This window comes from Nonomuraea sp. C10, assembly GCF_008017515.1.
In the GTDB taxonomy this organism is placed as follows: Bacteria; Actinomycetota; Actinomycetes; order Streptosporangiales; family Streptosporangiaceae; genus Nonomuraea; species Nonomuraea ferruginea.
The window spans coordinates 5,710,689-5,724,436 of the sequence record NZ_VPFF01000001.1; the positions used below are offsets into that span (position 1 = coordinate 5,710,689).

At 71.7% G+C, this 13,748-nt stretch carries 10 protein-coding genes; 6 read left to right on the top strand and 4 right to left on the bottom strand.

Annotation, left to right across the window (positions count from 1 at the left end):
- Window positions 1-308 precede the first annotated feature (308 nt).
- Entirely contained in the window at window positions 309-512 is a 204-nt protein-coding gene (locus FR742_RS26130; protein WP_148033385.1) for a hypothetical protein, read from the bottom strand.
- A 1,542-nt stretch (window positions 513-2,054) separates the two neighbouring features.
- On the opposite strand from FR742_RS26130, the gene FR742_RS26135 reads away from it, so the two are divergent.
- Window positions 2,055-2,774 carry a vWA domain-containing protein gene (locus FR742_RS26135; RefSeq protein WP_148033386.1) on the top strand — a complete coding sequence of 240 codons (720 nt, stop codon included), beginning with the start codon at window positions 2,055-2,057 and terminating at the stop codon, window positions 2,772-2,774.
- A 146-nt stretch (window positions 2,775-2,920) separates the two neighbouring features.
- Entirely contained in the window at window positions 2,921-4,327 is a 1,407-nt protein-coding gene (locus FR742_RS26140) for a glycoside hydrolase family 16 protein (RefSeq protein ID WP_148033387.1), read from the top strand.
- Window positions 4,328-4,332: 5 nt separating this feature from the next.
- Here FR742_RS26140 and FR742_RS26145 read toward each other — a convergent pair whose 3' ends face one another.
- Complete coding sequence (locus tag FR742_RS26145) at window positions 4,333-5,511, bottom strand: hypothetical protein (RefSeq protein ID WP_148033388.1); 1,179 nt, start codon at window positions 5,509-5,511, stop codon at window positions 4,333-4,335.
- An 83-nt stretch (window positions 5,512-5,594) separates the two neighbouring features.
- Window positions 5,595-7,937 carry a GH1 family beta-glucosidase gene (locus FR742_RS46420; RefSeq protein ID WP_148033389.1) on the bottom strand — a complete coding sequence of 781 codons (2,343 nt, stop codon included), beginning with the start codon at window positions 7,935-7,937 and terminating at the stop codon, window positions 5,595-5,597.
- A gap of 96 nt (window positions 7,938-8,033) precedes the next feature.
- On the opposite strand from FR742_RS46420, the gene FR742_RS26155 reads away from it, so the two are divergent.
- The 3 genes from FR742_RS26155 (at window position 8,034) to rocD (ending at window position 10,648) form a co-directional block, all read left to right on the top strand.
- Window positions 8,034-8,519, top strand: a complete 486-nt coding sequence (locus FR742_RS26155) for an Lrp/AsnC family transcriptional regulator (protein ID WP_148033390.1) — start codon at window positions 8,034-8,036, stop codon at window positions 8,517-8,519.
- Between the two features lie 121 nt (window positions 8,520-8,640).
- Window positions 8,641-9,438 (top strand): dimethylargininase, encoded by a 798-nt coding sequence (gene ddaH, locus FR742_RS26160; protein WP_148033391.1) that lies wholly within the window; start codon window positions 8,641-8,643, stop codon window positions 9,436-9,438.
- A gap of 1 nt (window position 9,439) precedes the next feature.
- Complete coding sequence (gene rocD, locus FR742_RS26165; RefSeq protein WP_148033392.1) at window positions 9,440-10,648, top strand: ornithine--oxo-acid transaminase; 1,209 nt, start codon at window positions 9,440-9,442, stop codon at window positions 10,646-10,648.
- Window positions 10,649-10,690: 42 nt separating this feature from the next.
- On the opposite strand, the gene FR742_RS26170 is transcribed toward rocD, so the two are convergent.
- The gene (locus FR742_RS26170; protein WP_148033393.1) at window positions 10,691-12,247 is read right to left on the bottom strand and encodes an alkaline phosphatase D family protein; all 1,557 of its coding nucleotides are present in this window, start codon (window positions 12,245-12,247) and stop codon (window positions 10,691-10,693) included.
- Between the two features lie 236 nt (window positions 12,248-12,483).
- Between FR742_RS26170 and FR742_RS26175 the strand changes: the two genes are divergently transcribed.
- Window positions 12,484-13,740, top strand: a complete 1,257-nt coding sequence (locus tag FR742_RS26175) for a Glu/Leu/Phe/Val dehydrogenase (RefSeq protein WP_315970631.1) — start codon at window positions 12,484-12,486, stop codon at window positions 13,738-13,740.
- The last annotated feature ends 8 nt before the right edge of the window (window positions 13,741-13,748 follow it).

The window sequence follows — 13,748 nt, forward strand, 5'->3', positions numbered from 1 at the left end:
CCACCCAACGGCCACCCCGGCCCACCCGCTGATCCATATCCGCCAGGTTCTAGGCCTTCACCCGATTCCGCAGGACCGTACGGCAATCCGCCAGATTCCAGGCCTTCACCTGAACCGGCGGGACGGTACGGCGATCCGCCAGAGCCTGGGTCTTCACCTGACCCGCCGGGATCGTACGGCGATCCGCCAGACCCCGATTCCGTGGGACCGTACGGTGACTCAGGGGCACGCGCAGCAGGACCGTACGGTGGCTCAGGGGCACGTGCGGCGGGATCGTACGGTGATCGCGGCGGGCACCCGGCGGCTCCCTACGAGGAGGACGCGTTCATCTCCATCGCCGAGGCCCGATGGAGGCGGGGTGAGGCGCGGCGGCGGGAGGCGGTGCGGGAGAGCCAGGAGAGCGTGCAGCGCGCCGGCGCCCGCATCGGCCAGTACGCGCAGGAGTGGGAGAACGCCCTGGTCGAGCACGACCACGAGGTGGAGGCCGTGCACGCGCGGGCCGAGCAGATCATCGCCGCCTACCGGAGCGGCGTCATGGAGACCCACCCGCGCCGGGAGGAGATCCCGCCGCTCTGGCAGGGCGAGGTCATCGCCATGGAACCCACCGGCGAGACCCGGCTCGACATCTCGGGACGCGACGAGCTAGGCCGGATCCTCCACGAGGTGGAAGCCCGGGTAGCGGACTGGCACACCAAGGTCCTCCCCCACGGACTGCCCCCAGCCCTCCGCCTCCTCCCGCTCGAACCACCCCGCCGCACACAGTCCCCCCAACCTCCAGCAGACCACTCCCCCACCACCCCATCTCCACCGAAAACCCCCCACTCCCTGACGGACTCCACCGCCCCCACATCTCAGCCGCAGGCCACCGAACCCACCAAGGCCCCCACCCCCACCGCATCCCCGGGGGAGACCACCCAACCCCCAGCGGACCCCACCCCAACCGCATCCCCACCGGAGACCACCCAAGCCCTGGCGGACCCGACCCCCACCCCCACCACATCTCCGGAGGAGACCACCCAACCCCCGGCGGACCCGACCCCCACCACATCCCCGTCCCAAACCACCCGACCGGAAACGCCCCCTACCGTCTCCCCTCCGGAGACCACTCATCTCCCGGCGGATCCCACCGCGACCACATCCCAAGCCACCCGACCCGAAACGGCCCTCGCCGTCTCCCCGCTGGAGACCACCCACCCCGCACTGGATCCCACCGCCACCCCATCTCCGCCGCGAGCCGCCCGACCCGAGACGGCCGCCACTGTCTCCTCGCCGGAGACTCATCCCGCGGTGGACCCCACTGCCACCCCATCCCCGCCGCCAGCCGCCCGACCCGAAACGGCCTCCACCGTCTCCCCGCCGGAGAGCACCCACCCCGCGCTGGATCCAACCGCCACCACATCCCCGCCGCCAGCCGCCCGGCCCACGATGGACCGATCCCCCACGTCTCTTCCAGAAGCCGTCTCTTCCTTACGTACGGCAACGGCCCCTGCAGAGGTCACGTATCCCCCGGCAGGTACCTCCGGCATGGCTCCGTCACCGCCGCAAGCCGCCCGCCCCTCCCCGGATCCCCTGCACGAGACCGCTTACGTACCAGGTGAGGCGGTGGAGACCCGCGAGACCGACGCCCTCACGCCTTCGCCAGCGGACGATGAGCATCCGGGGCATGACGAGGACGACTCCGAGGCTTCCGCCGACAGGCCGGTCAGCACCGGGCCCGGCTCCCCTCGTACGGACAGCGACGTCGGCGAGCCAGCCGACGACGGCCCGCAGGAACCACACCAGGACGCCGAAACCGACGTCCATCCCGGACCGGGCCGCGCCACCGAGACACGCACATCGCCCAAGCAGGACCACACCAACCGCACCCCACCGGCACACGACCGCGCCGCCGAACCACACACCCCACCCACACAAGACACCACTGCAACAAGCACCCCAACCGGACAGGACCGTGCCAGAGGGCAGCGGCGGACCTATCCATGGCGGGAGGCGTTCGGCGACCCGAGCGCCGCATCGCCCAGCACACCACGTGACGGCGACGGAGAGGAGCGGCGTTGGCCGGGTTAGGGAGCAGAGGGGTGGCCGTGCTCGGCGTCGCGGCGCTGGTGGCCGGTGGTGTGGCGGGGTGCGGGACGGACGCGGGGGCGGTGTGCGGGGTGGTGGTGGACTCCACGAGCTACGCGGAGCCCGCCACGTCCCGTGAGGACGTGACCTCGAAGCTGCCCGAGTTCGCCCAGGGGTGCGACTGGGTGGGGTTCGCCGCCGTCACCGGCGCGTCGGAGAGCAGTTCGTGCCGGGAGGACCCGGTCACCGTGGCCGCCACCCGCGCCGAGAACCCGAACGACAACCCGGTCGTCGAGGACCGGGTGAGGACGCACCGGATCAAAGAGGTGGTGCCCCGGGCGGTGCGGCTGTTCGACTGCCCCGCGGAGGGCGAGGGCTCGGACGTGCTGGGCGCGCTGCGGTACATGGTGAAGCAGATGACCGCGCGGCGGCAGCCGGACAAGGAGCACCGGCTCATCGTGTTCAGCGATCTGAGCAACAACCGCGGCGAACTGAACATCAACCGCCTGGATCTGGGCGAAGCGGCGCGGAAGCGGAAGGTCGAGGAGCTGCGGCGGGCCGGCCTGCTGCCCGCCTTGGGCGGGTACGCGGTGACGGTGCACGGGTTCCTGCGGGAGCGGACGGCGAACCCGGACCGGTTCCCGCTGCTGGAGGCGTTCTGGGCAGAGGCGTTCAAGGCGGCCGGCACGACGGCCGCCGACCTCCTGTAGGGAGAGCGCTCTCTCACAGCATGCCGGACTGTTCACCTTCCTGCAACGCCTGCGGTGACGATTGTTGACAACAGGTAAGGAACTGTGTTTTCGTTCGGCGTGAGAGCGCTCTCTTCACTCCGCCTCCCTTCCCCCCAGGAGCAGTGATGACATCACCACCGTCCAGGGTGCGCCGCCGCATAGCGGCCGCCGCCGTGGCGCTGGCCGCCGTCGGCGGCCTGCTCGTCCAGGTGGCCACGAGCGCCGCCGCCTCCGTCCCGGCCACCCCGTCCGGCTGGTCGCTGGTCTGGGCCGACGACTTCAACGGCTCGTCGGGCTCGCTGCCCTCGTCCAGCAACTGGATCATCGACACCGGCCACGGCTACCCCGGCGGCCCCGGCAACTGGGGCACCGGAGAGATCCAGAACTACACGTCCAACCCCGCCAACCTGAGCCTCGACGGCTCCGGCAACCTGCGCATCACACCGCTGCGCGGCTCGAACGGCGAGTGGACCTCCGGCCGCATCGAGACCCGGCGCTCCGACTTCAAGCCCGCCGACGGGCGCATCCTGCGCATCGAGGGCCGCATCCAGATGCCGAACGTCACCGGGGACGCCGCGCTCGGCTACTGGCCCGCGTTCTGGGCGCTCGGCTCCCCCTACCGGGGCAACTACTGGAACTGGCCGGCCATCGGCGAGTTCGACATCATGGAGAACGTCAACGGCCTCAACACCGTCTGGGCCGTGCTCCACTGCGGCGTCAACCCCGGCGGCCCGTGCAACGAGACCCAGGGCATCGGCGGCAGCCGCGCCTGCCCCGGCTCGACCTGCCAGTCGTCCTTCCACACCTACCGCTTCGAGTGGGACCGCAGCGTCAGCCCCAACCAGCTGCGCTGGTACGTGGACGGCCAGCAGTTCTTCAGTGTGAGCCAGTCGCAGCTCGACGCCACCACGTGGAACAACATGACCGGTCACGCCGGCTACTTCCTGCTGCTGAACGTGGCCATGGGCGGCGCCTTCCCGAACGGCGTGGCGGGCTTCGGCACGCCGACCGCCGCGACCGTGTCCGGCCGGCCGATGCTGGTCGACTACGTGGCCGTGTGGCAGAGCGGCACCGGCACCCAGCCGACGGACCCGCCGACCGACCCCCCGGGTGACGGGTTCGACGCGCGCTCCACCATCCAGGCCGAGGGCTACAGCGCCCAGTCGGGCACCATCACGGAGACCACCACGGACTCCGGCGGCGGGCAGAACGTCGGCGCCATCCGCAACGGCGACTGGCTCCGCTTCGACAACGTCCGGTTCGGCTCGACGGCGGCCCAGCAGTTCAAGGCCAGGGTGGCCTCCGGGGCGGGCGCCGGTGTGAGCGGGCTCGTCCAGGTCAGGCTGGGCAGCCCGACGGCGCCGCCGATCGGCGACTTCGCGATCGGGAACACCGGCGGCTGGCAGAGCTGGCGCACGGTCCCGGCCAACATCACGCCGACGACCGGGACGCACACCGTCTACCTGACGTTCAGCAGCGGCCAGCCCGCCGACTTCGTGAACGTCAACTGGTTCACCTTCTCCACCACCTAAGGGGATCACCGGCCGGGCGCCGCACGGCGCCTGGCCACGATCCGTTCGGCCCAGCTCGCCGCCTCCGGGTCCCGTAACCCTTCCACCACCCCGCCCAGGTAGGCGGTGGCCAGGCTGTCGAAGCCGCGGTCGAGCTGCCGGGTCCGGCCGGCCAGCCGCCGGTCGACCGACTCCACGTACTGGGCGATGCTCTCGGCGTATCCGGCGTCCTGCTGGTAGACGCCCTGCGCGGTCGCGAACGCCCTGGACTCGGCGTCCAGTTTGGCGCGCAGCTCCCGCAGCGTCCGGTCGTTCGGGTTGTGCATGCGCCGGCCCAGGTCGGCGGCGATGAGGGCGGTGGCGATCAGCAGGGCCAGCAGCAGCACCATGGTGGGCAGCGTGCCGGCCCCCTCGGCGGTGGGCCCGATCTCCTCCCCGTCCACGACCAGCGGCCGGACCAGCGCGTCGCGCCGGAGCACGGCCACCGCCACGATGAAGCCCAGCCACACCAGCGCCACGCCGATCAGCAGCCAGCGCCCCTTGGCCGAGCCGCCGTGCTCCTGCCAGGACCGGAACGCGCGCCCGTACATGTGCGGCGCGACCAGCATGATGAGAGCGGCGCCCGCGGCGAGCAGCGCGGTCATCGCGACGCTGTCGCCCCAGTCGAGGATCACCTGGTAGAGGATCGGCACCTCGACGATCACCAGCAGGAGCAGCAGCAGCGCGGCGGGCAGCCAGCGGCGCACGACGGGCCACCGGCTGCCGGAGATCGCGATCGAGCTGGGGCGGCCATCGCCGGGGCGGCGGCTGGGCTGTTCCAGCTCGGCGACCCGCGGCCGGGTGTCGTCGAGCGCCGCGCGGGCGGCGGCGAAGGCGCGCTGCGACTCGGCGAGCCTGATCTTCTGCCCTTCGAGCGCGGCGCGCGCCTGCCGCAGCTCCCGCTCGGTGAGGTCCTCGATGCGGGCCAGCTCGCCGAGCCGCTCGTCCTCCAGCTCGTGGAAGCGGGGCACGCTGCCGGTCTGCAGGGTGAGCGTGTCGATCTGGCCGTCGGCGGCGTGCCGCCGCCCCAGCTCGCGCTCGGCGTCGCGGCGCGTCGTCCAGTCGGGCAGGTGGTAGAGGTCTCCGTCGTACGCGACCGCGGGCGCCACGCGGATGACCTGCGCGGGCTCGTCGGGCTGCGTGGGACGGCGGCGTGACAGGCGCATCGGGCCTCCAGACGACCCTCCGGACGACACTGTCCCTCGATGCTAACCGCCCCACGCCCTCCCGGACCGTCCCTCCGTGCCGGTCAGCCGCTGGAGCGTGTCACCAGCCTGGCGGGGAGCACCACCGGGGTGGCGTGGCGGCCTTCCAGGCGGGAGAGCATCAGCCGGGCCAGGGCCATGGCCTGGTCGGAGGCGGGCGCCCGTACGGTGGTCAGCGCGGGGGTGGTGTACGCGGCCGCCTCGATGTCGCCGAAGCCCACCACCGCCAGGTCGTCCGGCACCCGCCGCCCGGCCTCGGCAGCAGCCCGGAGCACGCCGATCGCCAGGTGGTCGGAGGTCGCGAGGACGGCGTCCAGGCGGCGCTCGTCGGACAGCAGCCGGGTGAGGGCCGCCGCGCCGGACTCGGCCGTGTCGCCGGCCAGCGCGACGTGCGGCAGCCGTCCGGCCCGCTGGAGCGTGTCGCGGTGCCCGGCCATGCGGTCCTGGACGGCGACCAGGTGGGTGGGGCCGCAGACGAGGCCGATGTGCCTGCGCCCCTGCCGCAGCAGGTGCTCGGTGGCCGCGGCGGCGCCCCCCGTGTTGTCGGCGTCCACGTACGGCACGAGCGAGCTGATCGCCGGCCGGCCGAGCAGGACGAGCGGCACGTCGGTGCGGGCGAGCCGCTCGGCGAGCGGGTCGGCCCCGTCCGTCGGGAGCAGCACCACCCCGTCGGACAGCCCGGCCTCGACGTGCCGGACGATGCGCCGGTGGCTCTCGGAGGTGTCGGCGAGCATGAGCGTGATCTGCTTGCCCGCACCTTCCAGGACGCTGGTCACGTACTGGACGACGGCGGCGGTGAGCGCGTCGTCGGGGCGCGGGATGGACAGGACGAGCGCGACCGTGTCGGTGCGGCGGGTGGCGAGGCTGCGGGCGGCGGCGTTGGGCACGTAGCCCAGTTCCTTGACGGCCCGCAGGACGTTCTCGCGGACCTCGGGGCTGACCGCGGCGTCGCCGTTGACGACGCGGGACACGGTGGCCCTGGAGACCTTGGCCCGGGCGGCGACGGTCTCCAGGGTGGGCCGCTTGGGCCGGCCGTCGCCGAGCCCGTTGCGGCGCACCACGTCGCGGTACCACAGGGCGCTGTCCTTCAGGCGGCGCCGCTGGGTGGCGAAGTCGACGTGCACGATGCCGAACTTGCGCTGGTAGCCGTCGGCCCATTCGAGACAGTCGAGCAGCGACCACAGCAGGTAGCCGCGGACCTTGGCGCCCTCGTCGAGGGCGGCGAGCAGGGCCCGCAGGTGCTCTTCGACGAAGCTGACGCGGTCGACGTCGTGGATGCCGTCGGCGGTCACGGTGTCGACGAAGTCGGCCCCGTTCTCGGTGATCATCAGCTCCTGGTCGGGGTACTCCCGGGACAGCCGGCGCAGCAGCACCGTCAGCGCGCCGGGCACGATCGGCCAGCCCATCGCGGTCACCGCGGTCGGCACGGTGCAGAACAGGACGCCGTCGCTGCCCGGGTAGACGGGGTCGGCGGGCTCGCCCGGCTGGGCGCGCACCACGCTGGGCGCGTAGTAGTTGACGCCGAGCATGTCGAGCGGCTGGGCGATGACGGCCAGGTCGCCGTCGCGGACGTGACCGAGCCCGGCGGCGGACTCCACGACGTTCAGCAGCCGCTCGGGGTAGCGTCCGCGCAGCATCGGCTCCAGGAACTGCCCGTGCACCAGCTCGTCGATCCTGGCGACCGCGTCGGCGTCCTCCTCCGACAGCTCCCTGGCCGGGTCGGTGACCTGGCCGGGGGTCATCACGGGCGCGAAGTTGAGCACCGCGCCGACCCTGGCCGCGCCGGCCGAGCGCAGCGCCGAGGCGGCCAGCCCGTGCCCGAGCAGCATGTGGTGGGCGGCGCGGAAGGCGTCGGCGGCCGACTTCCGGCCGGGCGCGTGCACCCCGGCGCCGTAGCCGAGGAAGGCGGCCACCCACGGCTCGTTCAGCGTGAACCAGGTGTGCACCCGGTCGCCCAGCCGCTCGTGCACGACCCGGGCGTAGTCGGCGAAGTGGAGCGCGGTGTCGCGCTCCGGCCAGCCGCCCCGGTCCTCCAGCGCCTGCGGCAGGTCCCAGTGGTAGAGGGTCGCGTACGGGGTGACGCCGGCCGAGAGGAGCTCGTCGACCAGCCGCTCGTAGAAGTCGAGCCCGGCCGTGTTCACCCGGCCCGAGCCCTCGGGCAGGACCCGCGGCCAGCTCACCGAGAACCGGTAGGCGGCCACGCCCAGATCCTTCATCAGCCGCACGTCGTCGGGGTAGCGGTGGTAGTGGTCGCAGGCGGCCTGCGAGTCGGAGAACGCGTCCCAGATGGAGGGCCCCCGGCCGTCTTCCGCGTTCGCGCCCTCGATCTGGTACGCGGAGGTCGACACGCCCCACACGAAACGATCAGGGAACGTCCCTCTGCTCATCACTTGCCCACTCCCCGTGCCATGCCTCATCGAAGGGGCCAGTTTGCCCCGGTTCGATCGTCGCGCGCCACACGACGTTGGCGATATACAGAGCCCGTGGAACTGGATCGGCTGGACCGTGACATCATCGCCGCGCTCGTCGAGGACGCCCGGCAGACCTACGCCGAGATCGGGCAGGAAGTCGGCCTGAGCGCGTCGGCGGTCAAGCGGCGGGTCGACCGGCTGCGCGAGAGCGGCGCGATCACCGGCTTCAGCGCCATGGTCGCGCCGGCCGCGCTGGGCTGGACCACCGAGGCGTACGTCGAGCTGTTCTGCCAGGGCAAGACCAAACCGTCCGACATCGCGCTGGCCGTGGCCCGCTATCCGGAGGTGGTGGGCGCGGCCACGATCACCGGCGAGGCCGACGCGCTGCTGCACATCAGGGCGACGGACGTGCGCCACGTGGAGCGGGTGATCGAGCGCATCGCCGCGGAGCCGTTCGTGGTGCGGACGAAGAGCGCGATCGTGCTGTCGAGGCTGGTCGACAGCCCTCCCGGCACCACGTTGCCGGACGCGCGCAACGGATCACACGTCCCCGGCTGATACTCGCAACAGAACTTCACACGCGCGCAATCCCGCCCTCTTCCGCCGCGTGAGGGGCGTTCTTAGGCTGTGCTCGACCCCTGACATGGGGAAACACTCTGACGAAGACGACGGAGTCTGCATGCCCAGACGCTTTCTCATGTGCCCGCCGGAGCACTTCGCGGTCGAGTACGCGATCAATCCGTGGATGGATCCCGCGGCGGGCGCCGACCGCGCCGTGGCGATCCGGCAGTGGGAGGGCCTCAAAGCCGCGTACGAGAGCCTCGGGCACGAGGTGAGCCTGATCGAGCCGATCGAGGGCCTGCCCGACATGGTGTTCGCGGCCAACGGCGCGCTGGTGGTCGGCGGCCGCGTGTACGGCGCCCGGTTCGCGTTCCCGCAGCGGGCCGCCGAGGGACCGGCCTACCTGCGCTGGTTCGCCGAGCGCGGCTACCCGACGCTGGAGCCGGAGCACGTGAACGAGGGCGAGGGCGACTTCCTCACCATGGACGAGATCGTCCTGGCCGGCACCGGCTTCCGCACCCGGGTCGCCGCGCACCACGAGGCCCAGGAGTTCCTGGGCCGTCCGGTGATCTCGTTGCGGCTGGTGGACCCGCGTTTCTACCACCTCGACACGGCGCTGTTCCCGCTCGACGGCCGCAACGTCGCCTACTACCCCGGCGCGTTCTCCGAAGGCAGCCGGGAGGTGCTGCGCAGGCTGTTCCCCGACGCGGTGCTCGCCACCGCCGACGACGCCGCCGTGCTCGGGCTCAACGCGGTCAGCGACGGCGTCAACGTGGTGATCAACGCCGAGGCGGGCGATCTCCAGCTAGAGCTGAAGCGACGTGGGTACGAGGTGGTTCCGGTCGATCTGTCGGAGTTGCGCAAGGCGGGTGGCGGCCCCAAGTGCTGCACACTCGAGATCAGGGGGGAGAACTGACATGACCACCAGCGCGGAGCTGATCGAAGTAAGCGAGCGCCGCAGCGCGCACAACTACCATCCGCTGCCCGTGGTCCTCCACGAGGCGCACGGCGCCTGGGTGACCGACGTCGAGGGCAGGCGCTATCTCGACTTCCTGTCCGGCTACTCCTCGCTCAACTTCGGCCACGGCAACGAGAAGATCCTCGCGGCGGCCCAGGAGCAGCTGAGGAACCTGACCCTGACCAGCCGGGCCTTCTACCACGACCAGTTCGCCCGGTTCTGCGCCGGGCTGGCCGACCTCACCGGCAAGGACATGATCCTGCCGATGAACACCGGCGCCGAGGCCGTGGAGACCGCGATCAAGGTCGCCCGCAAGTGGGGCTACCTGGTCAAGGGCGTCGAGCGCGACAAGGCCAACATCGTGGTGATGGAGGACAACTTCCACGGCCGCACCACCACGATCGTCAGCTTCTCCACCGACCCGGACGCCCGCGACGACTTCGGCCCCTACACCCCGGGCTTCACGATCGTGAAGTACGGGTCCGCCGACGCGATCCGCTCGGCCATCGACGACGACACGGTCGCGGTGCTCGTCGAGCCGATCCAGGGCGAGGCCGGGGTGCTGGTGCCGCCGGACGGCTACCTCACCCAGGTGCGGGAGATCTGCACCGAGCAGAACGTGCTGATGATCGCCGACGAGATCCAGTCGGGCCTGGGCCGCACCGGCAGGACCTTCGCCTGCGACCACGAGGGCGTCGTGCCCGACATCTACGTCCTGGGCAAGGCGCTCGGCGGCGGCGTGGTGCCGGTGTCGGCGATCGCCGCGGACGAGGACGTGCTCGGCGTGATCAAGCCGGGTCAGCACGGGTCCACGTTCGGCGGCAACCCGCTCGCCTGCGCGGTCGGCAGCGCGGTCGTGGAGATCCTCCGCACCGGCGAGTTCCAGGCCAGGGCGGCCGAGCTGGGCGGGATCATGCACGCGCGGCTGCGCGAGCTGGTCGGCCACGGCGTGGTGACGGTGCGCGGGCGCGGCCTGTGGGCGGGCGTCGACATCGACCCGTCGCTCGCCACCGGCCGCCAGGTGTCGGAGGCGCTGATGGCGCGCGGCGTGCTGGCCAAGGACACGCACGGGTCGACGATCCGGCTCGCGCCGCCGATCGTCATCTCGGAGGAGGACCTCCTCTGGGCGCTCGACCGGCTCGCCGAGACGGTCGACTCCCTGCGCTGACCCGCCGAGTCCGCGCGCCCGCGGGCGCGCGGACTCGGCGGCTCACTCCAGCCGTAACGTGGCGATCTTCCGTACGTCGTCGCCCGTGGATTCGTACCAGGTGGCCTCGGAGCCCGGGAAGGTGAGCGTGGCGACCGCGTTCTGGAACCACGGCCCCTTGACGATCCGCCACCGGAAGGGCGGCCGCGGCAGCCGGGCCGAGCGGGCCAGCAGGCCGCCGATCAGCGTGGCGACGCCGAACTGGGTCAGCACGTTGGCCCAGCGCAGCAGGCGGCTGAGCGGGTTGCGGATGGGCGAGCAGACGATCTGGTAGATCGGGCCGGTGCGGGCCTTGGCGACGTAGGAGTAGTGCACGTCGCCGGAGAGGATGAGCACCGGCTTGCCCAGCGCGGCCAGCAGCTTCGACAGGTCCTCGAACGAGCGCCGGAAGGCCGCCCAGTGTTCGAGGTCGACGGCCTGGCGGAAGGACTCGGACACGCGCGCCACCGGCCGGCCCCAGGCGCCGTCGCAGAGGGCTTCGTTCCAGTTCTGCACCCCGTGCACGCCCTCGGGGAGCAGGAACGGGATGGACGAGCCGATGATCAGCCGCTCGGCGGGCTTGGCGAGCTCCTCCTCCAGCCAGGCCCACTCGCTCGGGTCGAGCATGCGGCGGTCGCCCGGGGTGAGCTGCCTGGCGCATCTGGTGTCGATCATGATGAGCCGGGCGTGGCCGAGGTCGCGGGAGTAGCTCCACCGGTTGCTGCTCGGCTCGGCGTCGGCCTGCGAGGCGAACGCGTCCAGCTCGGCCGCCCCGTCGCCGCCGCCGTCGAGCAGCTTGCGCAGCAGCGGGTCGGCGGCCCGCTCCTGCGGGGACAGGTTGCCGAGGTGCTGGTAGACCCAGTAGGCGCCGAGCCCGGCGACCACCCGTCGGCTCCACCAGCCGGTCTCGGCCATCTGCTCGCGCCAGGTCTTCGAGGTGTTCCAGTCGTCGCGCAGGTCGTGGTCGTCGAAGATCATCGCGCTGGGCACGGTCGACAGCAGCCACCGGATGTCCGGGTCGGTCCACGCCCTGCGGTAGAGCTCCGCGTACTCCTCGAAGTCGGCGATCTCGTTCTTCGGCTCGGTGTCGCGGCGCGCGTGGATGTAGTCGAGCATCTCCGGCGACGGGTTGTCGGCGTAGACCTGGTCGCCCAGGAGCAAAAGCAGGTCGGGCCACTCCTCGTCACCGGCCTCGGCCAGATGGCAGCCGTAGGACCGCAGCACGTCGTACCCGTGGGTGAGGAGGTGCGCCGTGTCGTGCGGCGCGGTCGTGCGGCAGGAGCCGAACATCAGCCGCGCGGGCCCGTCGGGCGGGATGAGCCGGATCCGGCTGGGCGGACGGCCTTCCAGCGGCCACACCCGCTCACCGTCGAGAGTGACGGCATAGGAGCCGACATTCTGGGAAAGCTCCGTTATGTCGACGATCGCGTAGTGATGGTCGTGGACGGTGAAGGTTTCCGACTCGTACGAGCCGCCTGCGGCCTCGATGTGGACCGTGCACGGCTCGTCGGTCTCCACGAAAATCGAAGCGCTGGCAGAATCGACGTACCGCAGCATCGGCCCGACCACCAGTTCGGGCATCACACCCTCCACTTCGACAGTTCGGCGCACTCCGGGCCACAAGCCTGCCAGAGTGGCACCTTCCAAGCATCTGGATCAGCGGCTTGGATCGCAAGGAGATCACACATTACATATTCCCCCCGCTCTAGGATGATCCGTACAAGAACGCCCAAATGGGTTATAGGCAACGGCGCCTTACCCGGTAACGGGCGTACATAACAGGAGGAAGCTCTTCCATGAGTGTCATGGTGCCGTCAATGACGCCGGCACAGATCAGCGCGGGCCAGGAGGCCCTCGAATCCGCTCACTTCCAACTCGGCAGCGCAGCCGAGCGGCTGGGGCTCGACGACGGGCTCCGCGCGATGCTCGCCACGCCCCGCCGGTCGCTGACCGTCGCGGTGCCGGTCCGGCGCGAAGACGGCAGCATGGACGTCGTCCAGGGCTTCCGGGTCCAGCACAACGTCTCGCGCGGCCCCGCCAAGGGCGGCATCCGCTTCCATCCGGCCACCGACATCCACGAGGTCACCGCGCTCGCCATGTGGATGACGTGGAAGTGCGCGCTGGTCGGCATCCCGTACGGCGGCGCCAAGGGCGGCGTGGCCGTCGACCCCGCCGGATACACCACCCGCGAGCTGGAGCGGCTCACCCGCCGCTACGTCAACGAGATCCTGCCGCTGATCGGCCCGGACAAGGACATCCCGGCCCCTGACGTCGGCACCGACGAGCAGACCATGGCCTGGATCATGGACACCTACAGCGTCAACGCCGGCTACGCGGTGCCCGGCGTCGTCACCGGCAAGCCGATGCCGCTCGGCGGCTCGCTGGGCCGGGCCGGCGCCACCTCGCGCGGCGTGCAGATCGCCGCCCTGTCCGCGCTCGGCCGCTCGCCCGAGGGCGTGACGGTGGCGGTGCAGGGCTTCGGCAAGGTGGGCGCGGGAGCCGCCCAGTACCTCGCCGACGCGGGCTGCAAGGTCGTCGCGGTCTCCGACGTGACCGGGGCGGTGTACGCGCCCGACGGCCTCGACGTCGCCGGGCTGCGGGCCTGGGTCGCCGAGTCCGGGCAGGTGCGCGGCTATCGCGACGCCGACGCGCTCGGCCTGGACGAGCTGCTGGAGCTGGACGTGGACGTGCTGGTCCCGGCCGCGCTGGAGGGCGCCATCACCGAGGCGAACGCGCCCCGGATACGCGCCCGCCTGATCGTGGAGGGCGCCAACGGGCCCACCACGCCGGAGGCCGACCGCGTCCTGGCCGCCAACGGCACCACGATCGTGCCTGACATCCTGGCCAACGCGGGCGGCGTGATCGTGTCGTACCTGGAGTGGGTGCAGAACATCCAGGCCTGCTCCTGGAGCGAGAGCCAGATCGAGCGCAAGCTCCGCGACATGATGGAGAGCGCGTACGGCGAGGTCAAGTCGGTGGCCGCCGAACGCGACCTCACCCTCCGCGAGGCGGCGCACGTCATCGGCGTCGGCCGGGTCGCCGAGGCCCACCGCATGCGCGGCCTCTACCCGTAGAGCCGGTA

Coding starts and splice junctions, on each gene's coding strand:
- FR742_RS26175 (WP_315970631.1), top strand. CDS start 12,484: ATGACGCCGGCACAGATCAGCGCGGGCCAGGAGGCCCTCGAATCCGCT.
- FR742_RS26170 (WP_148033393.1), bottom strand. CDS start 12,247: ATGCCCGAACTGGTGGTCGGGCCGATGCTGCGGTACGTCGATTCTGCC.
- FR742_RS26140 (WP_148033387.1), top strand. CDS start 2,921: ATGACATCACCACCGTCCAGGGTGCGCCGCCGCATAGCGGCCGCCGCC.
- FR742_RS46420 (WP_148033389.1), bottom strand. CDS start 7,937: ATGAGCAGAGGGACGTTCCCTGATCGTTTCGTGTGGGGCGTGTCGACC.
- ddaH (WP_148033391.1), top strand. CDS start 8,641: ATGCCCAGACGCTTTCTCATGTGCCCGCCGGAGCACTTCGCGGTCGAG.
- FR742_RS26145 (WP_148033388.1), bottom strand. CDS start 5,511: ATGCGCCTGTCACGCCGCCGTCCCACGCAGCCCGACGAGCCCGCGCAG.
- rocD (WP_148033392.1), top strand. CDS start 9,440: ATGACCACCAGCGCGGAGCTGATCGAAGTAAGCGAGCGCCGCAGCGCG.
- FR742_RS26130 (WP_148033385.1), bottom strand. CDS start 512: ATGATCTGCTCGGCCCGCGCGTGCACGGCCTCCACCTCGTGGTCGTGC.